The 25262-nt window shown below is 72.1% G+C and carries 21 protein-coding genes, 1 other RNA gene and 1 pseudogene; 5 read left to right on the top strand and 18 right to left on the bottom strand.

What is annotated here, in order from left to right:
- Positions 1-38 precede the first annotated feature (38 nt).
- On the bottom strand, positions 39-722 hold the full coding sequence (locus ACZ45Z_RS04165) for a hypothetical protein (protein ID WP_468355778.1): 684 nt from the start codon (positions 720-722) through the stop codon (positions 39-41).
- A gap of 179 nt (positions 723-901) precedes the next feature.
- The gene (locus ACZ45Z_RS04160; RefSeq protein ID WP_468355775.1) at positions 902-1576 is read right to left on the bottom strand and encodes a YqgE/AlgH family protein; all 675 of its coding nucleotides are present in this window, start codon (positions 1574-1576) and stop codon (positions 902-904) included.
- Positions 1577-1937: 361 nt separating this feature from the next.
- On the opposite strand from ACZ45Z_RS04160, the gene murA reads away from it, so the two are divergent.
- Entirely contained in the window at positions 1938-3284 is a 1347-nt protein-coding gene (gene murA / locus ACZ45Z_RS04155; RefSeq protein ID WP_468355772.1) for a UDP-N-acetylglucosamine 1-carboxyvinyltransferase, read from the top strand.
- A 202-nt stretch (positions 3285-3486) separates the two neighbouring features.
- Here the strand turns inward: murA and ACZ45Z_RS04150 are convergent, their stop codons facing one another.
- From ACZ45Z_RS04150 to ACZ45Z_RS04115, 8 genes are all read right to left on the bottom strand, one after another.
- The gene (locus tag ACZ45Z_RS04150) at positions 3487-3768 is read right to left on the bottom strand and encodes an HU family DNA-binding protein (protein ID WP_006605312.1); all 282 of its coding nucleotides are present in this window, start codon (positions 3766-3768) and stop codon (positions 3487-3489) included.
- 337 nt (positions 3769-4105) lie between these two features.
- Positions 4106-5539, bottom strand: a complete 1434-nt coding sequence (locus tag ACZ45Z_RS04145) for an NAD-dependent malic enzyme (RefSeq protein WP_468355768.1) — start codon at positions 5537-5539, stop codon at positions 4106-4108.
- A 459-nt stretch (positions 5540-5998) separates the two neighbouring features.
- Positions 5999-8602 carry a HelD family protein gene (locus ACZ45Z_RS04140; protein WP_468355765.1) on the bottom strand — a complete coding sequence of 868 codons (2604 nt, stop codon included), beginning with the start codon at positions 8600-8602 and terminating at the stop codon, positions 5999-6001.
- A gap of 162 nt (positions 8603-8764) precedes the next feature.
- Positions 8765-9508, bottom strand: a complete 744-nt coding sequence (locus tag ACZ45Z_RS04135; protein WP_468355762.1) for an anti-sigma factor family protein — start codon at positions 9506-9508, stop codon at positions 8765-8767.
- Positions 9505-10044, bottom strand: a complete 540-nt coding sequence (locus ACZ45Z_RS04130) for a sigma-70 family RNA polymerase sigma factor (protein WP_468355759.1) — start codon at positions 10042-10044, stop codon at positions 9505-9507. The genes ACZ45Z_RS04135 and ACZ45Z_RS04130 overlap by 4 nt, the downstream gene beginning before the upstream one ends.
- A gap of 101 nt (positions 10045-10145) precedes the next feature.
- Positions 10146-10772: a CGNR zinc finger domain-containing protein gene (locus ACZ45Z_RS04125; protein ID WP_468355756.1), complete on the bottom strand. Its 627-nt coding sequence runs from the start codon at positions 10770-10772 to the stop codon at positions 10146-10148.
- A 118-nt stretch (positions 10773-10890) separates the two neighbouring features.
- Entirely contained in the window at positions 10891-12126 is a 1236-nt protein-coding gene (locus ACZ45Z_RS04120; protein WP_468355753.1) for a uroporphyrinogen-III synthase, read from the bottom strand.
- A gap of 186 nt (positions 12127-12312) precedes the next feature.
- On the bottom strand, positions 12313-13728 hold the full coding sequence (locus tag ACZ45Z_RS04115; protein WP_468355751.1) for a nitrate/nitrite transporter: 1416 nt from the start codon (positions 13726-13728) through the stop codon (positions 12313-12315).
- Between the two features lie 352 nt (positions 13729-14080).
- Here ACZ45Z_RS04115 and ACZ45Z_RS04110 point away from each other — a divergent pair, with 352 nt between their 5' ends.
- The gene (locus ACZ45Z_RS04110) at positions 14081-16099 is read left to right on the top strand and encodes an asparagine synthase-related protein (RefSeq protein WP_468355749.1); all 2019 of its coding nucleotides are present in this window, start codon (positions 14081-14083) and stop codon (positions 16097-16099) included.
- Here ACZ45Z_RS04110 and ACZ45Z_RS04105 read toward each other — a convergent pair.
- Positions 16065-17121, bottom strand: a pseudogene (locus ACZ45Z_RS04105) (IS110 family RNA-guided transposase). The gene ACZ45Z_RS04110 and the pseudogene ACZ45Z_RS04105 overlap by 35 nt on opposite strands.
- 259 nt (positions 17122-17380) lie before the next feature.
- Positions 17381-17782, bottom strand: a complete 402-nt coding sequence (locus ACZ45Z_RS04100; RefSeq protein WP_468355746.1) for an ATP-binding protein — start codon at positions 17780-17782, stop codon at positions 17381-17383.
- Between the two features lie 80 nt (positions 17783-17862).
- Between ACZ45Z_RS04100 and ACZ45Z_RS04095 the strand changes: the two genes are divergently transcribed.
- The gene (locus ACZ45Z_RS04095) at positions 17863-18690 is read left to right on the top strand and encodes a helix-turn-helix domain-containing protein (RefSeq protein WP_468355743.1); all 828 of its coding nucleotides are present in this window, start codon (positions 17863-17865) and stop codon (positions 18688-18690) included.
- Positions 18687-18932 carry a DUF397 domain-containing protein gene (locus tag ACZ45Z_RS04090; protein WP_468355740.1) on the top strand — a complete coding sequence of 82 codons (246 nt, stop codon included), beginning with the start codon at positions 18687-18689 and terminating at the stop codon, positions 18930-18932. Before ACZ45Z_RS04095 ends, ACZ45Z_RS04090 begins: the two co-directional genes overlap by 4 nt.
- Here the strand turns inward: ACZ45Z_RS04090 and ACZ45Z_RS04085 are convergent.
- Entirely contained in the window at positions 18929-19897 is a 969-nt protein-coding gene (locus ACZ45Z_RS04085; protein ID WP_468355737.1) for a LysR family transcriptional regulator, read from the bottom strand. The genes ACZ45Z_RS04090 and ACZ45Z_RS04085 overlap by 4 nt on opposite strands.
- A gap of 105 nt (positions 19898-20002) precedes the next feature.
- Here ACZ45Z_RS04085 and ACZ45Z_RS04080 point away from each other — a divergent pair, with 105 nt between their 5' ends.
- Positions 20003-21325, top strand: coding sequence for an MFS transporter (locus ACZ45Z_RS04080; protein WP_468355734.1), 1323 nt, complete (start codon positions 20003-20005; stop codon positions 21323-21325).
- Positions 21326-21339: 14 nt separating this feature from the next.
- On the opposite strand, the gene ssrA is transcribed toward ACZ45Z_RS04080, so the two are convergent.
- The 5 genes from ssrA to ftsE all read right to left on the bottom strand — a co-directional run bounded on the left by ssrA (position 21340) and on the right by ftsE (position 25183).
- Positions 21340-21709, bottom strand: a transfer-messenger RNA (tmRNA) gene (gene ssrA / locus ACZ45Z_RS04075).
- A gap of 80 nt (positions 21710-21789) precedes the next feature.
- Entirely contained in the window at positions 21790-22290 is a 501-nt protein-coding gene (smpB, locus tag ACZ45Z_RS04070) for an SsrA-binding protein SmpB (RefSeq protein WP_468355731.1), read from the bottom strand.
- 18 nt (positions 22291-22308) lie between these two features.
- Positions 22309-23505 (bottom strand): S41 family peptidase, encoded by a 1197-nt coding sequence (locus tag ACZ45Z_RS04065; RefSeq protein WP_468355728.1) that lies wholly within the window; start codon positions 23503-23505, stop codon positions 22309-22311.
- 67 nt (positions 23506-23572) lie between these two features.
- Positions 23573-24484 carry a permease-like cell division protein FtsX gene (gene ftsX / locus ACZ45Z_RS04060; RefSeq protein WP_468355725.1) on the bottom strand — a complete coding sequence of 304 codons (912 nt, stop codon included), beginning with the start codon at positions 24482-24484 and terminating at the stop codon, positions 23573-23575.
- Positions 24485-24493: 9 nt separating this feature from the next.
- Positions 24494-25183: a cell division ATP-binding protein FtsE gene (gene ftsE, locus ACZ45Z_RS04055; protein WP_030069385.1), complete on the bottom strand. Its 690-nt coding sequence runs from the start codon at positions 25181-25183 to the stop codon at positions 24494-24496.
- Between the last annotated feature and the right edge of the window lie 79 nt (positions 25184-25262).

Below are 25262 nucleotides of genomic sequence, written 5' to 3'. Positions count from 1 at the left end.
TCACCGCACGGACGGCCCGGTGACCGCTTTGGCGGCGCTCACCCGGTCCCCACCGTCACCCCGCCCCGGTCCCCCGCCGTCAGCCCCAGTTCCGTGGCGAACGCCAGGGCGGCCTCCGGCCGGACTTCGTACCAGGAGTCCTCGTCGCAGGCCGCCGCCAGCAGCGCGGCGATGTCCGCCGCGCCGACCGTGCGGGCCTCGGCCGCGGCGAGGAAGGCGCGGACCTCCGCCGCCGGGTCGAGGTCCGTCTCCGTGCGCGCCACGAGGTGGTCCACGATCTCCGCGACCGCCTCCTCTCCCGGGGCGGCCCAGCTCATGGCCATCTCCAGCCCGTCGTTCGGCAGCTTCTCCGGATACGGCGCGCGGGCCCAGGCGCCGTCCTGCCACCAGTAGACGAACCCGAGGAGGTTTCCCTCGGCGTCGTCCCGCAGCCGCTTCCAGGGCAGCCAGTCGGGCCCGCCGGCGAGGAAGTCGATCTGCCGGTTCCCGCTGTGGGTGTAGCTGCCGTCCGCGTCGTGGCCGCACAGCACCGCGCGGCCGTCCTCGAACATCTTCAGCCGCCACCAGTAGCTGCCGCCGCCCTGCCAGCACTCCAGGCCGTCGGCGTTCCAGGTGAACTCGTCGCCGTCCTCCACCGCGGCCGCGACGACCGCCAGCGTCGCGGCGCGCGCCCACACCCGCGCCGGATGGTCCAGGTCCTCGGGCACGCTCGGCCTGTGCATGGCGCTCTCCCCGTATGTCTCGCCGTGTGTCCCGCGCGGCCGTCCGGCGTCCGCGCTCCTTTGCCCTGACCTGTCGAACGATAGCGACGGGCACTGACAATTCCCCATGACGAACCCGTAACAAGACCCTGTGAGACGCCTCCGCCCGCGGCCTGAAGGCCGGTTCGGCGCGGGATCGTCTAGTTCAGCGAAGGGTCGTCCGGATACGTGGCCACCATCGCCAGTTCGTTGCGCTGCCGCCGCAGGACCGCGCGCCAGAGCTGTTCGGGGGCGGGTGAGGAGACGTCGCCCGGTTCGGACTCGACGACGTACCAGGCGCCCTCGACCAGTTCGTCCTCCAACTGGCCCGGGCCCCAGCCCGCGTACCCGGCGAAGATCCGCAGGCTGCCCAGGACGGCGGCCAGGAGTTCGGGCGGGGCCTCCAGGTCGACCAGGCCGATGGCGCCGTGCACCCGGCGCCATCCCAGCGGTTCGTCCTCGGCTCGGTCGTTCTCCGCCGTACCGGCCGCCGGCGCGCCGGCCACCTCGGTGTCGGAGCCGCCGGGCCGGGCGCCCCTCCCCAGAGGCGGGCCGCCGCCGTCGCCGGAGATCCCGCCGGGGACCACGGCCACGCCGAGCGCGGAGTCCAGCGAGACCGGGCCGCCCTGGAAGACGACCCCCGGCTCGCCGGTGAGCGCGGCCCACGGCGCGAGGATGTCGGCGACACCGACCGGCGTCGGGCGGTTGAGGACCACGCCGAGGGAGCCCTCCTCGTCGTGGTCGAGAAGCAGCACGACCGCGCGGTCGAAGTTGGGATCGGCGAGCGCGGGGGTGGCCACGAGCAGCCGGCCGGTGAGCGAGGACACCTCGGTCATGGCCACATGATCCCGCACTTCGGCCCTGATCGGGGAGTCAACGGCCTGACCGGTACGAAACAGGGCAGGCGTACAGCGGCAGCACCGGCGCACGCGGCGAAACGCCGAGGCTCGGAGCGATGGATTCCGGCCCGCCCGAGAAGTGACGTGAATCCGGGTCGCGCCGTTCGTTCCCTCGTGCAATCGCGACATAGGGGTGATTTCCCGGCCAAACAGCGATTACAGATCAAAGGCGGATCGTAGCGGAGGGTGCTGTGACAAAGCCATTACATGGCCGAAGCCCGCACACCTCTACGGACACCCCCTCGGCCGCCCTTACCATTTCCCCTTGGCCCTGCCCGTCTCCAGGAACGCGAGATCCATGACCGTCTCTACTGACGACGTACTGCTTGTCCACGGCGGCACCCCGCTGGAGGGCGAGATCCGGGTTCGCGGCGCGAAGAACCTAGTGCCGAAGGCCATGGTCGCCGCCCTCCTCGGCAGCGGTCCGAGCCGACTGCGCAACGTGCCCGACATCCGCGACGTCCGCGTCGTACGCGGCCTGCTCCAGTTGCACGGCGTCACGGTGCGTCCGGGCGACGAGCCGGGCGAGCTGATCCTCGACCCCTCGCACGTGGAGAGCGCCAACGTCGCCGACATCGACGCGCACGCCGGCTCCTCGCGTATCCCGATCCTGTTCTGCGGCCCGCTGCTGCACCGCCTGGGCCACGCCTTCATCCCGGGCCTGGGCGGCTGCGACATCGGCGGCCGGCCCGTCGACTTCCACTTCGACGTGCTGCGCCAGTTCGGCGCGACGATCGAGAAGCGGGCGGACGGGCAGTACCTGGAGGCCCCGCAGCGGCTGCGCGGCACCAAGATCCGGCTGCCGTACCCGTCGGTCGGCTCGACCGAGCAGGTGCTGCTGACCGCCGTCCTGGCGGAGGGCGTCACCGAGCTGTCGAACGCCGCCGTGGAGCCGGAGATCGAGGACCTCATCTGCGTGCTGCAGAAGATGGGCGCGATCATCTCCATGGACACCGACCGGACGATCCGGATCACGGGTGTCGACAAGCTCGACGGCTACAACCACCGCGCCCTCCCCGACCGCCTGGAGGCCGCCTCCTGGGCGTCCGCCGCGCTGGCCACCGAGGGCAACATCTACGTCCGCGGCGCCCAGCAGCGGTCGATGATGACGTTCCTGAACACCTTCCGCCGGGTCGGTGGCGCCTTCGAGATCGAGGACGAGGGCATCCGCTTCTGGCACCCGGGCGGCTCGCTCAACGCCATCGCGCTGGAGACCGACGTCCACCCCGGTTTCCAGACCGACTGGCAGCAGCCGCTGGTCGTCGCGCTGACGCAGGCCTCGGGCCTGTCCATCGTCCACGAGACGGTGTACGAGTCGCGGCTCGGCTTCACCTCCGCGCTCAACCAGATGGGCGCGCACATCCAGCTCTACCGCGAGTGCCTGGGCGGCTCGGCCTGCCGCTTCGGCCAGCGCAACTTCCTGCACTCCGCGGTCGTGTCCGGCCCCACCAAGCTCCAGGGCGCCGACCTGGTCATCCCCGACCTGCGCGGCGGCTTCTCGTACCTGATCGCGGCGCTGGCCGCCCAGGGCACGTCCCGGGTGCACGGCATCGACCTGATCAACCGCGGCTACGAGAACTTCATGGCGAAGCTCGTCAGCCTCGGCGCGCACGTCGAGCTGCCGAACGGCGCACCGCGCGACTGAGCGCCCTCCACGCACGCGAAAGGGGCGGCCACCCGGTCCGGGTGGCCGCCCCTTCGCGTCGCGCCGGGCCCCGTCGGCGCCCCGGCGCCCCGTACAGCCGCCTCAGGCCCCCTCAGGGCGCCTCCGGGCGCCGCGCCGGGGACAACGAAAGGGCGGCCGCCCCTGGGAGGGGTGGCCGCCCTTTATGGCGTTGCTGAGGGTGTTACTTACCCTTGGCGGCTTCCTTGAGCTTGGAGCCCGCGGAGACCTTCACGCTGTAGCCGGCCGGGATCTGGATCGGGTCGCCGGTCTGCGGGTTGCGCGCGGTGCGAGCGGCACGGTGGGTGCGCTCGAAGGTCAGGAAGCCGGGGATGGTGACCTTCTCGTCGCCCTTGGCGACGACCTCGCCGGTCACCTCGGCGAGGGCGGCCAGAACGGCGTCGGCGTCCTTGCGGGTCACCTCGGCGCGATCGGCCAGAGCGGCCACCAGCTCACTGCGGTTCATGTTTGTACTCCCGTGTTCTTCTTGCCAATGAGGCGTGAGATCGAAGCCGATGCTGCCAGGGCCCTCGGACAGTCCCCGAACCCGGGTCTGACCAATTGATCTTTCCGCGCCGTGGGGGTCCCCCCTGGACGTAGTCCTCGGGGGAGCATCCTGCCCCCACCTGCGGCGGTAAAGCCAATCCGGCACCCTGGAGGGTCACACGAAAAGCGCCACTGCCTCGTAGTGGTGACGTTCCGCACCCGTGCCGCTCCGGGCCGCCCCCACCGGGGCGGCGGCCGTCTGCTGTCCGCCACCCTATGGGGGTGTTCCGCACGGCGTGTCACACGACGCGCCGTACTCAGAGCGCCGTGGCAGCCGTCACAGTCTCGCCCGCCGCCTTCGCCGCGTCCCTCACCGCACCGGCCACCGTGCCCGCGACCTTGTCGTTGAAGACGCTGGGGATGATGTAGTTCGGGTTGACCTCGTCGTCGAGGACGACCGCCGCGAGAGCGCGGGCCGCGGCCAGCATCATCTCGGTGTTCACCGTACGGGACTGCGCGTCCAGCAGGCCGCGGAAGACACCGGGGAACACCAGGACGTTGTTGATCTGGTTGGGGAAGTCGGAGCGGCCGGTGGCCACGACGGCGGCGGTCTGGCGGGCGACGGCCGGGTCGACCTCGGGGTCGGGGTTGGCGAGTGCGAAGACGATCGCGTCGTTCGCCATCCGCGACACGTCGTCGCCGTCCAGGACGTTGGGCGCCGAGACGCCGATGAAGACGTCCGAGCCGACCACGGCCTCCTTGAGGGTGCCGGTGACGCCCTCGGGGTTGGTGTTGTCGGCGATCCAGCGCAGCGGCGAGTCGGGGTCGGCGTCGACCAGGTCGGGGCGGCCGGCGTGGACGACGCCGTGGATGTCGGCGACGACGGCGTGCCGGACGCCGGCCGCGATGAGCAGCTTGAGGATGGCCGTACCGGCGGCGCCGGCGCCGGACATCACGACCCGCACGTCCTCGATCTTCTTGCCGACCACACGCAGCGCGTTGGTGAGGGCGGCGAGGACGACGATGGCGGTGCCGTGCTGGTCGTCGTGGAAGACCGGGATGTCCAGGGCCTCGCGCAGGCGCGCCTCGATCTCGAAGCAGCGGGGCGCGGAGATGTCTTCGAGGTTGATGCCGGCGAAGCCGGGGGCGATGGCCTTGACGATCTCGACGATGGCGTCGGTGTCCTGGGTGTCCAGGCACAGCGGCCAGGCATCGATGCCGGCGAAACGCTTGAAGAGGGCCGCCTTGCCCTCCATGACGGGCAGCGCGGCCTTGGGGCCGATGTTGCCCAGGCCCAGGACCGCGGAGCCGTCGGTGACGACCGCGACGCTGTTGCGCTTGATCGTCAGGCGGCGGGCGTCCTCGGGGTTGTCGGCGATGGCCTGACAGACCCGCGCGACGCCGGGGGTGTAGATCATCGACAGGTCGTCGCGGTTGCGGATCGGGTGCTTGGACGACATCTCGATCTTGCCGCCGAGGTGCATCAGGAAGGTTCGGTCGGAGACCTTGCCCAGCGAGACGCCCTCGATCTCGCGCAGCTTTCCGACGATCTCGTCGGCGTGCGCGGTGGACGACGCGGCGATGGTGACGTCGATCCGGAGTTTTTCGTGTCCGGACGCGGTCACGTCGAGGCCGGTGACCGACCCGCCGGAGGACTCCACGGCCGTGGTGAGCTGGCTGACGGCGGTGCCGCTCGCGGGAACTTCCAGTCGCACCGTCATCGAGTACGAGACGCTAGGCGCCGTTGCCATGGCCGACTTCCTCTGCTTTCCCTGGTTTTTCTGTGCGCGGCGCTCCGGGACTCAAGGGGTGCCGAGTCCGGAGCACGTTGTCCGATCGTCCCACCTACCAGCCGGTACACGGTAACCAGCTACAAAATTCGGAAGAACTATTCCACCATACGAGAGATGATCGGGGGAACGAAACCCCCTTCGGGTGAAACGCGCGCCACACCCTTGCACACGACTACGGGCGCCCCTCCCGTTGGGAGAGACGCCCGTAACTCGCTCAGGTGGCACCGACCCGCCATGCTCGCCTCGCGGCAAGTGGTCGCTCGTAGCGACGATGGTTGGGCCCGGGGGCTTGGATCGGGCCGGTGCCGTCTCCAAGGCTAACAAACCCTCCGGGGAAGCGAATCCCGTCCCGCGCCACCGATTTGAAGACCCCCCATACGGCGGCGCGCGCGGTCTCCCGCGCGGCCGCCGCCGGGGTCAGTCGCGCAGCAGGTCGGGCACGTCGTCCGCGTCCGGCTCGTCGCGCCCGGTGGACAGGACCGTGAGCTGCTGGGTGGCCCGGGTCAGCGCCACGTACAGCACCCGCAGGCCGGCCGGGGACTCGTCGGCGATCTCGGCGGGCGAGACCACCAGCGTCGCGTCGTACTCCAGCCCCTTGGCCTCCAGGGAGCCCAGAGCCACCACCCGGTCGCCGAGCCCGGCGAGCCAGCGCCGGGCCTGCTCCCGGCGGTTCATCGCGACCACGACGCCGACCGTGCCGTCGACCTCGCCCAGCAGCCGCCGGGCCTCCTCGGCCGTCGCCCGGGCCAGCGCCTCGTCACCGGCCGCGCCCCGTTCGCCGTCCGTGGCGGCGCGCGCGAAGCGCGGCGCCAGGCCCGTGGAGCGCACCGCCGTCGGCGAGGCCATGCCGGGCATGGCCAGGGCCAGGACCCTGGACGCCAGCTCGGCGACCTCGGCGGGGTTGCGGTAGTTCACGGTGAGCGTGAAGCGGCGGCGCGGGCGGGCGCCGAGCGCCTCGTCGCGGGCCTGGGCCGCCTCGTCCGGGTCCGACCAGGAGGACTGCGCCGGGTCGCCGACGATCGTCCACGTGGCGTGCCGGCCGCGCCGGCCGACCATCCGCCACTGCATCGGCGTCAGGTCCTGGGCCTCGTCGACGATGACGTGGGCGTAGTCGGCGCGCTCCTCCTCAAGGCGCTCGCGGCGGCCGCGGCCGCCACCGGAGTTGCGGTCCGCGAACGTCGTCAGCTCCTCCAGGCCCGTCAGATGGTCCAGTGGGTCCGCCTCGCGCTTGCGGGCGGGGCGCGCCGGGGCGCCGAGGACCAGTTGGAGTTCGTCCAGCAGCGCGATGTCGTGCACCGACAGCGGGCCCTGGCCATCGGGGCCGAGCCGGCGCAGGGAGCGGGCCAACTGGCGCACCTCGCGCGGGGCCAGCACGCGGCGCGCCCAACGGCCCAGCAGGCGCTCGTCGGCCATCGCGGCCAGCACCCCGCGCGGGGTCAGCTCCGGCCACCAGGCGTTGAGGAACTCCTGGAACTCCGGCTCGGTGACGATGTCCTCGTCGAATCCCTGGCGGGCCTCGGCGAGCAGCTCGGGGTCGGTGTAGCGGCGGGTGGCGCCCGACTTGGCCCACAGGGCGTCCAGGATCAGCCTGCGGGCGCGCGGGCGCAGCAGGTTGACCGGTGCGGTGCCGCCGAGGGCGGACTGCCGGATGGCGCGCAGTTCGTCGGCGTCCAGCTCGATCCGGCCGCCGAAGACGACGACGCGCAGGCGGGCGGGGGCGGACGGGACGGGGCGGGGCGCCCGCGAGCGGGTCCGGCGGCCTTCCCGTCCGGGGCGCGCGGCGCCGTCGCCTCCGGTGGTGTCGGCGGCCGTCTCGGAGCCGGTCGTCTCGGAGCCGGTCGTCTCGAAGAGGTCCTCCAAGGAGAGCTGGGCGTCCGCGCCGGCCCCGCCGTTCCCACCGGCCGCCGCGGGCTCCGGTGACGGCGGGTCCTGTGCCGCCTCCGCGCCCGGTGCCGCCATCTCCAGCGCCCCGCGGGCCGCCTTGCGCAGCAGCTTCTGCATCCGGCTGGAGCCCTTGATCCGGGACACCGCCGGCGGGTCGTAGGCGGTGGCCTGCGCGCCGTCGACGAGCGAGCCGAGCGCCCGGATGGCGACCTGGCCCTCTTCGCCCAGGGACGGCAGGACGCCTTCGGTGTAGGCGACCAGCAGCGGTGTCGGGGAGACGATCAGGATGCCGCCGGCATAGCGGCGGCGGTCCTGGTAGAGCAGGTAGGCGGCGCGGTGCAGGGCGACGGCGGTCTTGCCCGTGCCGGGCCCGCCCTCGACCTCCGTGACGGAGGCGGCGGGGGCGCGGATGACCATGTCCTGCTCGGCCTGGATGGAGGCGACGATGTCCCGCATGCTGTGGCTGCGGGCCCGGCCCAGGGCGGCCATCAGCGCGCCGTCGCCGACCGCGGCCAGTTCCCGGCCGTCCAGGGTGGCGGTGATCTCCGGGCGCATCAGGTCGTCCTCGACGCCGAGGACCTTGCGGCCCTTGGAGCGGATGACGCGGCGGCGCACGACGCGGCCGGGGCTGACCGGGGTGGCGCGGTAGAAGGGGGCGGCGGCCGGCGCCCGCCAGTCGATGACCAGCGGGGAGTAGTCCGCGTCGAGGACGCCGAGCCGGCCGATGTGCAGCGTCTCGGCGATGGCGGCGCGGTTGCCCTCGATGGCGCCGTCGGCGGGTTCCACGGAGGTGTAGGCGCCGTCGGGGCCCTTCTTCCCGTCCTTGCCGGCGAGCAGGTCGACGCGGCCGAAGAGGAAGTCCTCGTATTCGGAGTTCAGGCGGTGGAGATGGACGCCGGCCTGGAAGACCTGCGCGTCGCGTTCGGCGAGCGCGCCGGGCGTGCCGACCTGGCCGCGCTTGGCGGCGTCGTCCATGAGGAACTCCGCCTCGTGGATTTTCTCCTCAAGGCGCCGGTAGACACGGTCGAGATGTGTTTGCTCCGCCGCGATCTCGCGATCGCGTGTGGCGGGCACCGTGCCGTCGGCGGAGGAATCCGAGGCGTGATCCGGTGCGTGCGTGGCGTTCTGCGCGGCCACCCAGGCCCCCTTCTGCTGTGCGTAGGGCAGCCGTCAACCGTACGCGAACCAGCCACCGCGCGCACCTGGCTTTACGGACAAAAGGGGGCGACTTCGGTCGGATGTTGACTTGAGCCGTCACTTTGCCGGCCCCACCCTTGACCCAGTCAGCGCTGACCCGCCTCAGACGTCCACCGTCGCCAGCCGCGCGCCCGCCGAGGTACGGATCTCGAAGCGGTCGATGTCGCCGCGGCCCAGGGCCGCCCCGCCCGCGGCGTACAGCGGCTCCCGGTTCCACCGCGCGCCGGCGCCCTTGATGCCGTAGCCGCCCTCGGGCACCGCCCAGGTCGTCACGGTCTGCCGCCGGCCGTCCTTGCCGACGGCGACCAGGTCGCAGGTCAGCGGCCCCTTGACGTTGGCGAGCTCCAGGACGACCTGCGTCCCCCAGGGCTTGGACGCCATGGACACGCCCGCCGAGACCTTGGTGACGGGGTCGACGGCCGCCGCCTTCTCACCCGCGGCGTACTGCGCGCGCACCGCGCTCGCCAGCGGCGGCGGCGGCTGGTTCTCCGGCCCCGCGTCCGTCAGCGCGACGGCGGCCAGCGGCCCTCCGACGATCAGTACGGCGGCCGCCGCGACGAGGAACAGGCGGCGCCGGCCGCGCGCCCGGCGGGTGCCGGCGACCTCGGCGAGCAGTCCGTCCAGAAGCCGGGGGCCGGGGACGGCGGTGAGCGTCTCGGGGGTGGGCGCGGACGCCTTGAACTCGGCCAGCCCCGGGGTCAGCCCCATGAGCTGTTCCAGTTCGGCCGCGCACCGGTCACAGCCGGCCAGATGCGCCTCGAACCGGTCCGCGTCGGCGGCGTCCAGGACGCCCAGCGCGTAGGCGCCGACGTCGGTGTGCCGGTCCGGCTGCGTGGGCGGGTTCACTCCGTCACTCCTCGTTCTTCCAGCGAGAGCCGCAGGGAGCGCAGCGCGTAGAAGACCCGGGACCGCACCGTCCCGGCCGGTACCCGCAGCACCTCCGCCGCCTCGCTGACCGTACGCTCCTTGAAGTACGTCTCGACAAGGGCCTCGCGGTGTGCCTGGCTCAGGTCGCTCAGCGCCTCGGAGATCGTCATCAGGCGCAGCGCCCGGTCGAGCACGTCGGCGGCGGGCATCGTCTCCAAAGGAGTCGGGTCCACCTCCTGCGGCCGGGCCTGGCGGCTGCGGTGTCCGTCGATGACGATCCGCCGGGCGACCGTCACCAGCCACGGGCGGATCGAGCCGGTCGCCCGCTGCAACTGGTCGGCGTTGCGCCAGGCGCGGACCAGCGTCTCCTGCACGACGTCCTCCGCGCGGTGCCGGTCGCCCGCCACCAGTCGCAGGACGAAGGCGAGAAGCGGACCCGCGTGCTCGTCGTAGAGGGCTCGCATGAGCTCCTCGTCCGGTGTCGTCCTGTCTGCCACGACGGCATCCTTGCGCACTCCAACTCCCCGGTCGATAGCGCGGGTTCCCGGAGCGCGCCGGGGACCATGCCTGGAAACGGACTTGCGGTGAGGTGTACGGACGAAGGCGGCCGCGCGACTCAGCGTTCGGGGAAAAAGTTTCCGGCAGGGGTGGCGGGGGCCGGCTCCCCGGTGTGGTGGAGGGTCCGCCGGCGGTGGCGGGCCACCCGTTCGCGGTTGCCGCACACCTCGCTGGAGCACCAGCGCCGGCGCCGCCCTCGGGAGGCGTCGAGGTAGACCAGTGAGCAGCCCGCGCCTTCGCACTGGCGCAGTTGGCCGCGGGCGGCCGGGTCGGTCAGCAGGCTCACGGCGTCCCGCGCGACGGCCGCCAGCAGCCCGGCGCAGTCGGGCGGGGCGGTGAGGGTCCGCACGAGGGTGCCGCCCTCGGTGCGCACCGCGCGCGGGGGCGGTGGCGGCGCGGCCGCGGCCGTGGTGTTGAGCAGGGCGAGGTCGGCATCGGCCGCCCTGCCGCGCAGTTCGTCGTGGACGACGCGGCGCAGCACCTCGCGCAGGGCGCGGAAGCGGGCGATCCAGCGGTCGTCGACGGCGTCGAGCGGCACGCCCTGGGGCACCACGCCCGCGCCGACCAGCCACGCCGTCAGGTGTTCGGGGGCGGTGAGGCGTTCGCCGGGGGCGCCGTCGGCGGTGGCCGCGAGGTCCAGGCAGATCCGCCCGCAGTCGAACCGCAGGTCGCAAGGCGCCGCCATGTGCCTGTCACTCCTCACCAGAACGAACGCGTGGGCCTCCAGAGTGCCCGGCGCGACCGCCCGCCGGAACCCTCCGGGCGGAGCGGCCCCGGACGGCGGGCGTCACCCACGCGCTCTGTCACGCACCGCCGTACTTGTCGGTGTCCGCGTGCGGGTCCAGCGACAGCCGGTAGCCGCGCTTGACGACCGTCTGGATGAGCTTGGGGGCGCCCAGCGCGACCCGCAGCCGGGCCATCGCCGTCTCCACCGCGTGCTCGTCGCGGCCCGCGCCGGGCAGCGCCCGCAGCAGGTCGGCGCGGGGCACCACCCAGCCGGGGCGGCGGGCCAGGGCACGCAGCAGCGCCATTCCGGCCGGTGGCACCGGCCGCAGTTCGCCGTCCACGACGACGGCGTGCCCGCGGATCTCCACCTGCCGCCCGGCGACCGGCAACGGCCGTGCCCGCTCGGGGAGTTCGCGGCACAGGAGCTGGACCAGCGGGCCGAGCCGGAAGCGTTCGGGCTGGCGGGTGGGCAGGCCGTACGCCTGGAGCGGCAGTGCGGTGACCGGTCCCACGCAGACCGGCAGCACGTCCTGCCGCAGGGCGGCGAGCACCTCGTCGTGGATGCCGCGCTCCTCGGCCCGGCGCAGCAGTGAGGCGGCGGCCGGGGCGCTGGTGAACGTCACCGCGTCCACGCCGCGACTGATCATCGCGTCCAGCAGCCGGTCGACGGGCGCGATGTCCTCGGGGGGCATCCAGCGGTAGACGGGCACGCCCACGACCTCCGCGCCGCCGGCCCGCAGCGCCTCGACGAAGCCCGGCAGCGGCTCGCCGTGCAGTTGTACGGCCACCCGGCGCCCGTCGACGCCCTCCGCCAGCAGCCGGTCGAGGACCTCGGCCATCGATTCGGAGGCGGGCGACCACTTCTCGGTCAGTCCCGCGGCACGGATCGCGCCGCGCACCTTCGGTCCGCGCGCCAGCAGTTCCACCCCGGACAGCCGGCCGAGCAGGTCCTCGCCCAGCCCCCAGCCCTCGGCGGCCTCGATCCAGCCGCGGAAGCCGATGGCGGTGGTGGCCACGACCACGTCCGGCGCGTCCGCGAGCAGCGCGCGGGTCACGGCGAGGAGTTCGGCGTCGTCCGGCAGGGGGACGATGCGCAGCGCCGGGGCGTGCAGCACCTGGGCGCCGCGCCGCTCCAGCAGCGCGCCCAGTTCCTCCGCCCGGCGCGCCGCGGTGACTCCGACGGTGAAGCCCTCCAGGGGCCGTACGGCCGGAGCGGCCGCCTCCGGCTGCCCGGCCGCGGGCCGCTCGTGCGGCTCGTAGCGTTCCTGTCGCTCGCGCTGCCGCTCGTTCTGCTCCTGCTGCTGATCGTGCATGGTGGTCCCGCTCCGCCCAGAGTGGTGTGGTGCCGTTGCGCCTCGGACACCTCCCGCCGCCCTTGGCGTCGCCGCCGCGGCTCGGGCGGCTTCGGGGGTGTCAGGGTGCCGAGCCTGCCAACACCACGTGACAGGCCCGGTCCCTCTGTATTTCCACACGGTTACGGCGCGCCGCGCCACCGCGTCTCACACCTCGGCGTAAACCGGCCGCCGAGCCCCGTCCTCCGTCTCCCCGTCGGCCGCCGCCGCGTCGGGGCGCGCACCGGAGGGGCGCCGCAGGTATACGGCCCAGGTCACGGCGCAGCACACCGCATAGAAGGCGAGGAAGGACACGAACGCCGCGGTGCCCGATCCCGTGGTGAGGAACGCCTGCCGGAAGGCGAGGTTGATGGCGAGGCCACCGAGTGCGCCGACCGCGCCGATCAGTCCCATCGCGGCGCCCGAGAGCCGCCGCCCGTACGCCGCTGCCTCCTCGCCCGTCAGGCCCTGGCTCAGGGCCTGACCGTGGAAGATCCCGGGGATCATCTTGTACGTCGAGCCGTTGCCGAGCCCGGTCAGGACGAACAGGGAGATGAAGCCGATGAGGAAGACCGGCAGCGAGCGCACGGTGGAGGCGTAGATGACCACTCCGGTGGCCAGGCCCATCGCGATGAAGTTGCCCAGGGTGATGCGGGCGCCGCCGAAGCGGTCCGCCAGCCGCCCGCCGACCGGGCGGATCAGCGAGCCCAGCAGTGGCCCGATGAACGTCAGCGACGCCGCCTGGAGGGGGGTGCGCGCGAACTGGGTCTGGAGCACCAGGCCGAAGGCGAAGCTGTAGCCGATGAACGAGCCGAAGGTGCCGACGTAGAGGAGCGACATCACCCAGGTGTGCCGCTCCCTGACCGCGTCCTTCGCCGCGCCGGTGTCGTTGGTCACCGGTGCGAGGTTGTCCATGAACAGTGCCGCGAGGACCGCCGCGAGGACGATCAGCGGTACGTAGACGGCGAGGACGATCCGCGGCTGCGCGGCACCGGCCGTGCTGATCACCAGCAGCCCCAGCAACTGGATCACCGGCACCCCGATGTTGCCGCCGCCGGCGTTCAGGCCCAGCGCCCAGCCCTTCTTGCGCAGCGGATAGAAGGAGTTGATGTTGGTCATGGAGGAGGCGAAGTTGCCGCCGCCGACCCCGGTGAGCGCCGCGACGACCAGGAACGTGGTGTAGGAGGTGCCCGGCGTCATCACCACCGCCGCCGCGGCCGTCGGCACCAGCAGCATCAGCGCGCTCATGACCGTCCAGTTACGCCCGCCGAACCGCGCCACCGCGAAGGTGTACGGCACCCGCAGCACGGCGCCGACCATCGTCGGGACCGCCACGAGGAAGAACTTCCCGGCCGGGTCGATGCCGTACTCCGGTCCCATGAACAGGACCATGACCGACCACAGGCTCCAGATGGAGAAGCCGATGTGCTCGGAGAACACCGAGAAGGCGAGGTTGCGCCGGGCGATCCGCTCGCCGCCCCCCTGCCAGAAACCCTCGTCCTCGGGGTCCCAGTGCTCGATCCACCGCCCTCCCCTCCTCTTACGACTGCCCGTTCCGGTCTCTGCCGCGGCCTCGGCTGTCATGGCGCCTCCCAGGGGTCGGATTCTCTTCCTCGAAGCTAGGGACGGCGCGTTTCCGGCCCGTGCCGACAGGTGACCACGGCGAAACCTTGCACTCACTTGGCGCGCGGCCCGGCGGTGAGCAGGCCGGCCGCGCCCGCGCTGAGCGGGGGCACACGCCGGCGGCCCCGGGGGCCCTGCCCGCCCTCGGCGTGCGTCGCGCGCCCCCTTCGTTCACTCGTTAGGGGCACTGGCACGTGCGTCGAACGCTGACAATCTGACCTTAGAACTCTGTGTGACTGATTCGATACGTTCCGTTGACGGCCCCGGCCCCGCACCGCACGCCCAGCCGCCACGCCAAGGGTGGTAAGCCATCGTGGATTTCCTCGTCCTCCCCGACCATCCCGCAACGGACCCGCTGAGCCTGTGCCTGCCCGCCGGCCCGGGCCGGCGCACCCTGCGGCACGCCTCCGGCCGCCCCTGGATCGTCGGGCGGTGGCGCGATGCGGAGCTGGTGACGGCCGAGGCGGGCCCGCACCGGGTGGCGCTCCTGGGCACGACCTCCGCCGACCGGCGCACCCTCACCCGGCTGCTGCGACGGCTGCGCGCACCCCGCGACCTCGACCGGCGTGTCCGCGAACTCCCCGGCAGCTTCTTCCTGCTCACCGCCGCGCGGGAGGGGGTGCGCTGCCGGGGCGGCCTGTCGGCGCTGCGGCAGATCTTCCACGCCCGGATCGCGGGCGTGACCGTCGCCGGGAACCGCCCGCAGGATCTGACGGACCTGGCCGGCCGGGCCACCAGGTCCGGGCTGACGGGCGGCGCACCGTGCCTGGGCACCGTGGACGAGGAGGCCCTCGCGGTGCGCCTGCTGTCGCCCTTCGCGCCGCTCCCCCTCGCCCAGCGCCCGCTCTGGCGGTCGGTGCACGCCGTGCCGCCCGGCCACCGCCTCACCCTGCGCGCCGACGGCGGCCACGAGGAGGCGCGGTGGTGGCATCCCCCGGAGCCGGACTTACCGCTCACGGACGCCGCCGAGGCCGTACGCGAGGCCCTGCGCGCCGCGGTCCGCGCCCGCACGGCACGCGCCGCGGGCCGGCCGCTGAGCGCCGACCTCTCCGGCGGCATGGAATCCACGGGCCTGTGCTTCCTGGCCGCCGGCGAGGGCGTCCGGCTGGTCACCACCGCCTGGGAGGGCCGCGATCCGGGCGACGACGACACCCGGTGGGGCGCCCGCGGCGCGGACCTCCTCCGCCGCGCGGACACCGGCATCCGCCCGGACATCCGCATCGGCGCGGACACCGGCCGCTTCACGCACCTCGCCCCGCCCCACGACGGGGCCCCCGCCTGGTACACCCCGCCCGCGCGCCCCTCGCACACCGACCCGGCCGGCCCGCTCGCGGTGATCAGGGAGGGCGCCCGGCTGCTGCGCCGGGCCCAGCTCGCCGCCGCCCACGGCTCGCGCGTCCACCTGGTGGGCCTCGGCGGCGACGAACTGTTCACGCCCCGCCCGGCCACCCTGCACTGCCTGGCCCGCAGCGACCTGCGCACCGCCACCCGCCGGGCCTGGACGGCCCACCGCCTCGACCGCTGGACGCTCCCCGACACCCCGCGCACCCTCTTCGGCGGCAGACCGTATCCCCAGTGGCTGGCCTCCTGCGCCGCCCGCGTCGGACCCGGCAACGGCCTGGGCACGACCGGCGCCGACTGGGAGGCCGTGCCGACCATGCCGCCCTGGGCCCATCCGGACGCCGTCGCCACGGTCCGCCGCCTGCTGCGCGAGGCCGCCGCCGGCTTCCCCGAGCCGCTGGCGCCGCTGCGCTCCCAGCACGAGACGCTGCGCGCCGCCGTCCGCGCCGGCGAGGTGGTGCGCGGCATGGACGCCGTGACGACGGCGTCCCACGGCGTCGCCTGCGAGGCCCCGTTCCTGGACGACGCCGTCATCGAGGCCGCCCTCACCGTCCGCCTCGCCGACCAGGCCGAGGCGGACACGTACAAACCCGTACTCGCCGCCGCGCTGCGCGGTGTCCTGCCGACGGACGCACTCGGCCGGCACCTGCCGACGGACGTGCCCGGCCGCCGAAGCACGGGCGAGCGGAGCGCGGAGGCGTACGCCGGCCTGCACCGCAACCGCCGCGCCCTGGCCGCCTTGTGCGACGACTCCCCGCTGGCCGCCCTCGGCCTGATCCGCCCCGGTGCGCTGCGCCTGAGCCTGACGACCCTCCAGCCCCCCACATCCACCCTGCGGGCCCTCGACCCCACCCTGGCCGCCGAGTTCTGGCTGCGCTCGCTCCGCCCGGCACAGCTCCCCGCGGGCCTGCCGTACTTCCCCGCCCCCGCGGCCGAAGGAGTCTCAATGACGGAAGTCAAGCTGTCAGGGCGATCGGAGGGGCAGGGGTGAAGACCCGTTGATCTCGCAGAAGTGCCCACAGGACGCTGGCCCGACGACGGGCCAGGGCGATCACGGCCTGGACATGCTTGAGTCCTTCGCCACGCTTCTTGAGGTAGAAGTCCCGGTTCGGGCCCTCGCGCATCATGCTGGTCTGTGCGGACATGTAGAACACCCGGCGCAGGTGGCGGCTGTAGCGCTTGGGCCGATGCATGTTGCCGGTCCGCCGTCCGGAGTCGCGCGGGACGGGCACCAGGCCGGCTGCGGAAGCGAGGTGGCCGGCGTCCGCATAGGCCGTCAGGTCACCCGCGGCGACCACAAACTCCGCGCCGAGTATGGGTCCCATACCTGGCAGGGACTCGATGATCTCCGCCTGCGGATGGCTGCGGAAGGTCTCGCGGATCTGCTTGTCAATTCGCTTCAGCCGGTCGTCCAGGGCCAGGATCTGGGCGGCCAAGTCGGCCACGATCTGCGCCGCGCAGGCCGGTCAGCAGGAACAGTGCGGCCTTGTGGGACGAGTAGTCGAAGGCCCGCTCCAGCGCGGGGAAGACACCGGTCAGAACGTCCCTCAGCCGGTTGATCATCCGCACCCGGTCGGCGACCAGATCGGAGCGGTGCGACGTCAGCAAGGCGAGATCCGCAGCAAGCTGGGCAGGTACCTCGATCGCTGCGAAGTCCCGCCGGTGACGAGCCGTCTCGGCGATGACGTAGGCGTCACGGGCGTCGGTCTTGGCATCGCCCCGGTAGGCCCCGGACATCCGGTTGACAGTTCGGCCGGGGACGTAGACGGCCTGCTGACCGTGAGCGGCCAGCAACGCGAGCAGCAATGCAGACGAGGTGCCGGAGATATCCACTGCCCAGTGGACCTCGTCGGCCAGGTCGAGGATCTCCCCGAGCGCGGTCAGGATCGCCGACTCGTCGTTGTCGATCTTCTTCGACCACAGGGTTGCACCAGTCTCATCGACCACCGCCGCCCAGTGATGCCCCTTACCCGCGTCGATGCCGACCCAGGCCCGGGCCCGTCGCTCATTCACTCGCCCCTCCTCGCTCCGAACAGCATGCCGTCGGCCCGAGGAACACCCCGCTGTCATCTCCGTAAAAAGCGACTTGAGCGCACATCTCAATCAGCAGCCAGGGCGCCCCGAAGAGCCGGGCGGCCACTCCTTCGAAGCCACTGATGGCAGAGCCTGATCAGCCACACCCGGCCCTTCCGGGCCGCCTAACAACTTACGGAGCCTGATGGCGGTCGCCCTCGGCCGCCGCGAGGCCGGTGACGGCATGCGCGTGTCGCGCTCACACCTGGAACTCACACCAGACGATCTTGCCCGGGTGCCGTTCCCCGACGCCCCACTTGTCGGACAGGGCCTCCACCAGCAGCAATCCGCGCCCGCCCTCGTCCCCCGGCCCCGCCGCCCGCACCCGGGGACAGCCGTCACCGCTGTCATGCACCTCCACCCGCAGCACCCGGCAGTCCGTGGAGTGGACGAACAGGCGGAACCCGCGCCCCGGCGGAACGCCGTGCCGCACCGCGTTCGTCGCCAGCTCGCTCACACACAGCAACACCGCGTCCGCGCGCTCGCCGATCCCCCACGCGGCGAGCGCGTCCCGCACGAACTCCCTTGCCAACGGCACGGATCGACGCTCGCGCCGATAGAACCGTTCGCGGAATCCGAGGAGTTGAATCTCATCGTTCATGCGACGACCGTCGCACTGCGTAACTAGGCTGTGCCAGTAAGTGGAACCGTACGAAGGGGTCGTACGGGGATGGGATCGGCATGCAGCCACGAAGTAAGCCCAGGAACCGGCACTCGGCGGCCATGGAAGTCATCGGCGCCCAGGTGGCGTTCTTCCGCCTCAAGGCCGGACTCACCCAACGCCAGCTCGGCGAACGCGCCGGAGCGGCCGAGGAAACCGTCGCCTCCATCGAACAGGGCAGGCGGGTCCTGATGCCGCACCTGGCGGCCCAGTTCGACATCATCCTCAACACCGGCGGCGTGTTCGCGGTGAGCGTCGACAAGCTCCCGAAGCGGGAGAAGTATCCGGTGTGGGCGGAAGGCTTCATCGAGCTGGAGCAGGACGCCATCGCGCTCTGCTGGTACGAGAACGGCAATATCCCGGGCCTGCTCCAGACGGAGGGGTACGCCCGCGCCACGTTCCGAAGCGATGTCCAGCACCTGAGCGACCAAGAGATCGAACGACGCACCACGGCTCGGCTCGACCGGCAGCAGATCCTGCACAAGACGGAACCGATCACCGCCAGCTTCGTCATCTCCGAAGCCGTCCTGCTGAGCAATCTCGGCGGACGCGAGGTCATGCGGGGCCAGATTGCCCACCTGCGGGCCTGCGCGGACCTCCCCGGCGTCTCGATCCAGGCCCTCCCGCTGAGCCGCGAGACACACGCCGGGCTCGCCGGCCCGTTCGTACTGCTCGAAACCCCCGACCACCAGCACTTCGCCTACACGGAGGCACAGCGCAGCAGCGAGCTGATTGAGGACCCGGACGAGGTCAGCATCCTCTCTCAGAAGTATGGAATGCTGCGAATGCAGGCCCTCAACGCAGAGGAAACCATGAGCCTGTTGGACCGGCTGCTAGGAGAGCAATGACCGTGACGTGGTTCAAGTCCAGCTACAGCAGCGAAGAGGGCGGCAACTGCCTCGAAGTCGCCTATGACTGGCAGAAGTCCAGCTACAGCAGCGAGGAGGGCGGGGCCTGCATCGAGGTAGCCGCCCACCCCACCACCATCCACGTCCGGGACTCCAAGAACCCCGAGGGTCCTCAGCTCGCCCTCTCCCCCGATGCCTGGGCGGCCTTCACCGCGTTCGCCGCCGCCCGGCCGACGGCCTAGCCGACCCCCATCGCACGCGCGTCCTCCGGCGGCAGCCACGCTTCCGCCGGAACGGCCAGCCAGCCGCCGTCGTCGGCGAGTTCGCGGGCGGCCGTCCGCAGCGCGTCCAGGCCCGGATGGCGCAGGTCCCGGCGCCACACCAGCGAGACCGGCGACAGCGGTACGGGGTCGGTGAGCGGCCGCAGCACCATCCCGGGTACGTCGATGAACTCCACGCTGGCCAGCACCGACCAGCCCCGCTTGCGTACGACGCGTACGAACTCCTGCGAGCCCTCGATCTCGGGGAACGGCGCGGCCATCGCGATACCGCGCCCCGCGAAGAGCCGCTGCGCCAGATCCGTCCACTCGGCGGTCCGCGGGTTACCCGCGCCCGCGTAGAGCGTCTCGCCGGAAAGTTCCGCGAGCGGCACGGTCTCCCGCGCGGCCAGCGGATGGTCCTCGCGCAGCAGCACCGCCATCGGCTCCAGCCGGACCGGCTGATGCGCGAGTGCGGCCCGCGTCCCGGCCGGCAGCGCCGCGATACGGCCGAAGGACACGTCCAGCCGCCCGGCCGCCAGCTCCGCCGCCGCTCCCGTCAGCCCGCTGTGGAAACGGGCGACCAGCTCACAGTTCTCCGGCACCCGGCTCCGGGCCGCCTCCAGCACCCGGTGGGCCGTACCGATCGGCACCCCGACATCGACCAGCAGTGGCCGCTCCGGAGCGGCCAGGAACGCGGCGGCCAGGTCGTCGTACGCGGCCAGCACCCGCCGCGCGTAGGGCAGCAGCCGTGCGCCCTCCGCCGTCAGCGCGACCTGGCGGGTGGTCCGCGTGAAGAGGCCGGTGCCCACCTCCCGCTCCAGCCGCCGGATGTCCCGGCTCAGCGCCTGCTGGGCGACGTACAGCCGGGCCGCGGCGCGGGTGAAGTGGAGTTCGTCGGCGACGGCGGTGAACGCGCGCAGCAGGCGCGGATCGATGTCATAGGGCACGGGGGCAGCCTCCCAGCCACCGCCCGTCATTAACAACCGAGTTGCGTGAATGGTGGCTGATCAGGTGTTGGACGCCGGATACGCCCCGCCGCGAGGCTGTATCCCATGATCCTCTTCCTCGCCGCCCGCCCCGTCACCGCCCCGCCCGTACGCCCCGCCGCCCGTGCGCGCCGCCGCCGGGCCCGGCCGCGCTTCCTCGCGCCGTACCGCCGGATCTTCGCCGTCCCCGGCGCCCGCGCCTTCACCGCCGCGAACCTGCTGGCCCGCCTGCCGATGGGCATGTTCAGCGTCAGCGCGGTGCTGATGATCGCCGCCGCGCGGGGCTCCTACGCACTGGCCGGGGCGGTCACCGCCACCGGGCTCGCCGCGACCGCGCTGGTCGCGCCGTGGACGGCCCGGCTGGTCGACCGGCACGGCCAGGCCCGGATCGCCGTCCCGGCCACCGCCCTCGCCGTCGCCGGCTCCCTCGCCCTGCTGCTGTGCGTCCACTACGACGCGCCCGCCTGGACCCTCTTCGCCTCCTACGCGGCGACCGCCACCACCCCCAACACCGGCGGCATGTCCCGCGCCCGCTGGGCCCACCTCCTGCGCGCCGACCCCGCCGCCCGGCACACCGCCAACTCCTTCGAACAGGCGGCGGACGAGCTGTGCTTCATGCTCGGCCCGGTGCTCGCCACCCTGCTGTGCACCACGCTCTTCCCGGAGGCGGGCACGGCGGTGGGGGCGGCCCTGCTGATGACCGGCGTGCTGCTCTTCGCCGCCCAGCGCCGCACCGAACCGCCCGTGCCGCCCCGCCCGGCCGCCCGGACCCGCACCCGCTCCCCGCTCCGCCTACCCGGCCTGCCCCCGCTCCTGCTCACGTTCTGGTGCACCGGCGCCGTCTTCGGCTCGCTGGAGGTCGTCACGATCGCCTTCGCGGACGGCCAAGGCATACGGTCCGCGGCGGGCGGCATGCTCGCCTTCCAGGCGGCCGGGTCGGGCGCGGCCGGGCTGCTCTACGGCCTGCTGCCACCGGCCGGTCGCGCCACCCGCCGCCTGCGGCACTGCGTCACGGCGATGGCCGCCCTGATGCCGCTGCCGTTCCTCGCCGCCGCCACCGGCAGCCCGGCGGCCCTGGCCGCCGCCCTCCTGGCGGCCGGCATGGCGACCGCACCGACCATGGTCACCGGCATGGGACTGCTCCAGTCCCGCGTCCCGGAAAACCGCCTGAACGAAGGAATGACACTCGCCGTGACCGCGATCCTGGCCGGCATCGCGGCCGGCTCGGCGACCGGCGGCTGGGCCGTGGACCACCTGCCCGGCGCCGCCACCGCCGCCGCGTACGCCGTGCCCGCCGCCGCGGCCGCCCTGGCCGCGCTGAGCGTGGCGGTGCGCACGGGAGCGAGAACGGCTCAGGCCCCGGTGTCCTCGCGGACACACGGGGCCTGAGCCTCACATGGGAATTGTGGAGATGGCGGGAATCGAACCCGCGTCCAACGGTGCAAAAACAGGGTTTCTCCGAGTGCAGTTCGCTGCGATTTTCTCGGCCCCGGAGATCACGCGAACAAGTCTCCGACGGGCTCAGTCACTGTTTGATTTCCTCCTAGGCCCCGTGACCGGGTCTAGAAGTTTAGTTCCCTAGCTGATGCCAGGATCCGGGTCGGGAACAGCCCCGGGCTGACACTTCGCAAGTCGCTACTTAGGCAGCGAGGGCGAAGGAATCGCGCTTGGTGTTGGCGATTATTGTTTGCGACATATGGTTAACGAGATCATTGCCGCTTCCTCGACTCGCTTCCCCTGCTTCAACATCCGCTGTCGAAACCGATCATCCCCATGTTTTTTTATCAAGGTGGTACACACCCCTCGCGGGGTGCAGGCCCCATCGTACGTGACCAACGCACGACGATGCCAGCCTATTCCCCGGCAGCCCGCTGACGCCGGCGCGCCGCCGAGACCGCACGGTCCGCCTCGCGGCGGTCCTGCTGCTCGCGGAGGGTCTGCCGCTTGTCGTATTCCTTCTTGCCCCGCGCCAGCGCGATCTCGACCTTGACCCGGCCGTCCTTGAAATAGAGCACCAGCGGGACGATGGTGTTGCCGGACTCCTGGGTCTTGGCGGCCAGCTTGTCGATCTCGATGCGGTGCAGCAGCAGCTTCCGCTTGCGGCGGGCGCTGTGGTTGGTCCAGGTGCCCTGCGCGTATTCCGGAATGTGAACGTTGTGCAGCCAGGCTTCATTCCTGTCGATCTGCACGAAGCCGTCCACCAGCGACGCCCGGCCCTGCCGCAGGGACTTCACCTCGGTCCCGGTCAGCACCAGACCGCACTCATAGGTGTCCAGGATGTGGTAATCGTGCCGCGCCTTCTTGTGCTGCGCGATGAGCTTGCGCCCGGGGTCCTTGCCCTTGTCCTTAGCCATAGTGCGGCCATTTTCGCACTACATACCGCCCCCGAGGCCACTCAATACCTTCCGTGCCCGCTTCTCCGCCCCCTCACCGGCGCTCACGTCGGGGGTGATGCCCCGCCCGTCGACGGTCCGGCCGGACGGCGTGCGGTAGTGGCCGACGGTCAGCTCGGCCACCGAACCGTCCGGCAGCTCGCTGGGCATCTGCACCGAGCCCTTGCCGAACGTCGGCGACCCCACCACGAGCGCCCGGCCACGGTCCTGGAGCGCCCCGGCCAGCAGCTCACCGGCGCTCATCGTGCCGCCGTCGACGAGGACGACCACCGGCAGGCGGGTGTTGCCGCCCCGCTCGGCGTACAGGGCGCGCTGGCTGCCGCGGACGTCGTAGGTGGCGACCAGGCCGCCGTCCAGGAACGCGGAGGCGGTGTGAACGGCCTCGGTGACCAGCCCGCCGGTGTTGCCGCGCAGATCCAGCAGCAGCCCGGCCCTGGGCGCCGCGGACCGCACCGCTCGGCGGACCTCCTGGCCGGTGCCCTTGGCGAACGCCGTGACCTTGATCCGCGTCGGTCCGTGCGCCCCGGCCGGCCGGTCGATGACGACGTTGCGGGCGCTGAGCCGGGTGCGGTGCAGCGTCACGCTCCAGTGGCGGGTGCCGCGCCCGAGATCCAGCTCCACGGGGCTGCCGGCCGCGGCGTGCGAGCCGTCCCGGGCGACGCCGCGCAGCCGGGCGACGATCTCGGTGACCGGGCGGCCCCGGCAGGCCCGCCCGTCGATCGCCCGCAGGTCGTCGCCGACCGCGATCCTGGCGTGCGCGGCGGGGCTGCCCGGCTGGACCCGGGAGACCTCGACGCGGTCACCGTGCGCCTGGCGCACCCACAGGCCGACGCCGACGTACGCGCCGTCCAACTGCTGCCGGAAGTCCTCGAACTCCCCGGGGGTGTAGATCGCCGACCAGCGGTCGCCGCTGCGGCTGACGACGTCGGCGGCGGCCTGCGAACCGGACTTGCCGTCCTCCATGGCCTGAGCGGCGGCCCGCTCCACGGCCGCGCGGTCCGCGGCCCGACCGTGGTGGCCGCCGCGGGAATGCCCGCCGGGCCGCCCAGCGGCGCCCTCGGCCTTCTCGCCCCAGCCCGTCGCCACACCGGTGGCCAGCATCGCGGCGAAGACCAACGTCAGGGCCGCCCCGCGGCGAATGCGGCGGGGCCGGTCGTACGCACACGGGCCCGACATGCCGGTGAGTCTAGGCGACAAAGGGGCGCCGCACGGTGAGTTGACCGTACGGCGCCCTTGGGGAAGCTCACACCTTCAGGTACTTGCGCAAGGCGAAGAACGCGGCGAGCGCGGGCATCAACAGGCCAATCAGCAGCACCAGCGGCAACACCGACAGCACCGAGTCCCAGCCGATGAAGTTGACCACCTGGATCTTCTCCGCCAGCCAGTTGTTGATCAGGACGTACTTCCCGCCGACGATCAGTACGCACGCGAAGGCGGCGCCGATCAGGCCCGCGATGGCCGCCTCCATGATGAACGGCATCTGGATGTAGAAGCTGGAGGCGCCCACCAGCCGCATGATCCCCGTCTCCCGCCGGCGGCTGAACGCCGACACCCGGACGGTGTTGACGATCAGCAGCAGCGCGACGACGAGCATCAGCCCCATCACGCCGAGCGCCGCGTACCGCATGCCGTCCAGCAGCCGGAACAGCGGCTCCACGGTGTCCCGCTGGTCCTGCACCTCCTGGACGCCGGGCCGCTCGGAGAACGCCGACTTGATGACCGTGAACTTCGTCGGGTCCTTCAGCTTCACCCGGTAGGACTCCGGAAGCTGGTCCGGCGTCACCAGGCCGGCGACGGGCGTGTCGCCGAACTGCTCCTTGTAGTGCTTGTACGCCTGGTCGCTGGACTCGTACGTCACGCTCTGCACGATCGGCAGGTTGGCCAACTCGGCCTTTATCTCGTCCTTCTGCTGCTGCGTCGCCGCGCCCTTGGCGCAATTGGTGCCGGTGGCGGCGTCATTCTTGTTGCAGAAGAAGATCGAGACGTTGACCTTGTCGTACCAGTAGCCCTTCATCGTCTCGACCTGGTCGCTCATCAGCATCGAGGCGCCGAAGAGACCCAGCGAGAGGGCTACCGAGACGATGACGGCGAAGGTCATCGTGAGATTTCGGCGGAGACCGACGCCGATCTCCGACAGGACGAACTGGGCGCGCATGGCGTCCTTTCAGTGCTGGTAGCCGTACACGCCGCGCGACTGGTCGCGTACGAGCCGGCCCTTTTCAAGTTCCATGACCCGCTTGCGCATCTGGTCGACGATCTGCTGGTCGTGGGTGGCCATGACCACCGTCGTACCGGTCCTGTTGATCCGGTCCAGCAGTTTCATGATGCCGACCGAGGTCTGCGGGTCGAGGTTGCCGGTGGGCTCGTCCGCGATGAGCAGCATCGGGCGGTTGACGAACGCCCGCGCGATGGCGACGCGCTGCTGCTCACCACCGGAGAGCTCACCCGGCATACGGTCCTCTTTGCCGCCGAGGCCGACGAGTTCGAGGACCTCGGGAACCGTCTTGCGGATCTGCCCGCGCGGTTTGCCGATCACTTCGAGGGCGAAGGCGACATTTTGCCCCACCGTCTTGTTGGGGAGCAGCCGGAAGTCCTGGAAGACCGTGCCCACCTGGCGCCGCATCTGCGGAACCTTCCAGTTGGACAGCTTCGCGAGGTCCTTCCCCAGTACGTGCACGGCGCCATGGCTGGCGCGCTCCTCACGCAGGAGCAGCCGCAGGAAGGTGGACTTACCGGAGCCCGAGGAGCCCACCAGGAAGACGAACTCGCCGCGCTCGATCTCCAGGGAGACGTCCCTGAGAGCGGGGCGGTTCTGCTTCGGGTAGGTCTTGGAGACGTTGTCGAATCGGATCACTGATGCACCACGGTCGACCTGGATAGAGGGCACGGGTTGCCGGGTTGCGGCTCCCGTCGGTGTGCGTGACCATACGCGA

The sequence above is a fragment of the Streptomyces sp. NPDC031210 genome, assembly GCF_055570395.1.
This window is presented reverse-complemented; position numbering and strand designations above follow the sequence as displayed.

Excerpts from the sequence above, each read along its gene's own strand:
- ACZ45Z_RS04080 (WP_468355734.1), top strand. The coding sequence starts at position 20,003 with ATGATCCTCTTCCTCGCCGCCCGCCCCGTCACCGCCCCGCCCGTACGC.
- smpB (WP_468355731.1), bottom strand. The coding sequence starts at position 22,290 with ATGGCTAAGGACAAGGGCAAGGACCCCGGGCGCAAGCTCATCGCGCAG.
- ACZ45Z_RS04125 (WP_468355756.1), bottom strand. The coding sequence starts at position 10,772 with ATGGCGGCGCCTTGCGACCTGCGGTTCGACTGCGGGCGGATCTGCCTG.
- ACZ45Z_RS04090 (WP_468355740.1), top strand. The coding sequence starts at position 18,687 with ATGACCGTGACGTGGTTCAAGTCCAGCTACAGCAGCGAAGAGGGCGGC.
- ACZ45Z_RS04095 (WP_468355743.1), top strand. The coding sequence starts at position 17,863 with ATGCAGCCACGAAGTAAGCCCAGGAACCGGCACTCGGCGGCCATGGAA.
- ACZ45Z_RS04150 (WP_006605312.1), bottom strand. The coding sequence starts at position 3,768 with ATGAACCGCAGTGAGCTGGTGGCCGCTCTGGCCGATCGCGCCGAGGTG.
- murA (WP_468355772.1), top strand. The coding sequence starts at position 1,938 with ATGACCGTCTCTACTGACGACGTACTGCTTGTCCACGGCGGCACCCCG.
- ACZ45Z_RS04165 (WP_468355778.1), bottom strand. The coding sequence starts at position 722 with ATGCACAGGCCGAGCGTGCCCGAGGACCTGGACCATCCGGCGCGGGTG.
- ftsX (WP_468355725.1), bottom strand. The coding sequence starts at position 24,484 with ATGCGCGCCCAGTTCGTCCTGTCGGAGATCGGCGTCGGTCTCCGCCGA.
- ACZ45Z_RS04145 (WP_468355768.1), bottom strand. The coding sequence starts at position 5,539 with ATGGCAACGGCGCCTAGCGTCTCGTACTCGATGACGGTGCGACTGGAA.
- ACZ45Z_RS04115 (WP_468355751.1), bottom strand. The coding sequence starts at position 13,728 with ATGACAGCCGAGGCCGCGGCAGAGACCGGAACGGGCAGTCGTAAGAGG.
- ACZ45Z_RS04100 (WP_468355746.1), bottom strand. The coding sequence starts at position 17,782 with ATGAACGATGAGATTCAACTCCTCGGATTCCGCGAACGGTTCTATCGG.
- ACZ45Z_RS04065 (WP_468355728.1), bottom strand. The coding sequence starts at position 23,505 with ATGTCGGGCCCGTGTGCGTACGACCGGCCCCGCCGCATTCGCCGCGGG.
- ACZ45Z_RS04120 (WP_468355753.1), bottom strand. The coding sequence starts at position 12,126 with ATGCACGATCAGCAGCAGGAGCAGAACGAGCGGCAGCGCGAGCGACAG.
- ACZ45Z_RS04160 (WP_468355775.1), bottom strand. The coding sequence starts at position 1,576 with ATGACCGAGGTGTCCTCGCTCACCGGCCGGCTGCTCGTGGCCACCCCC.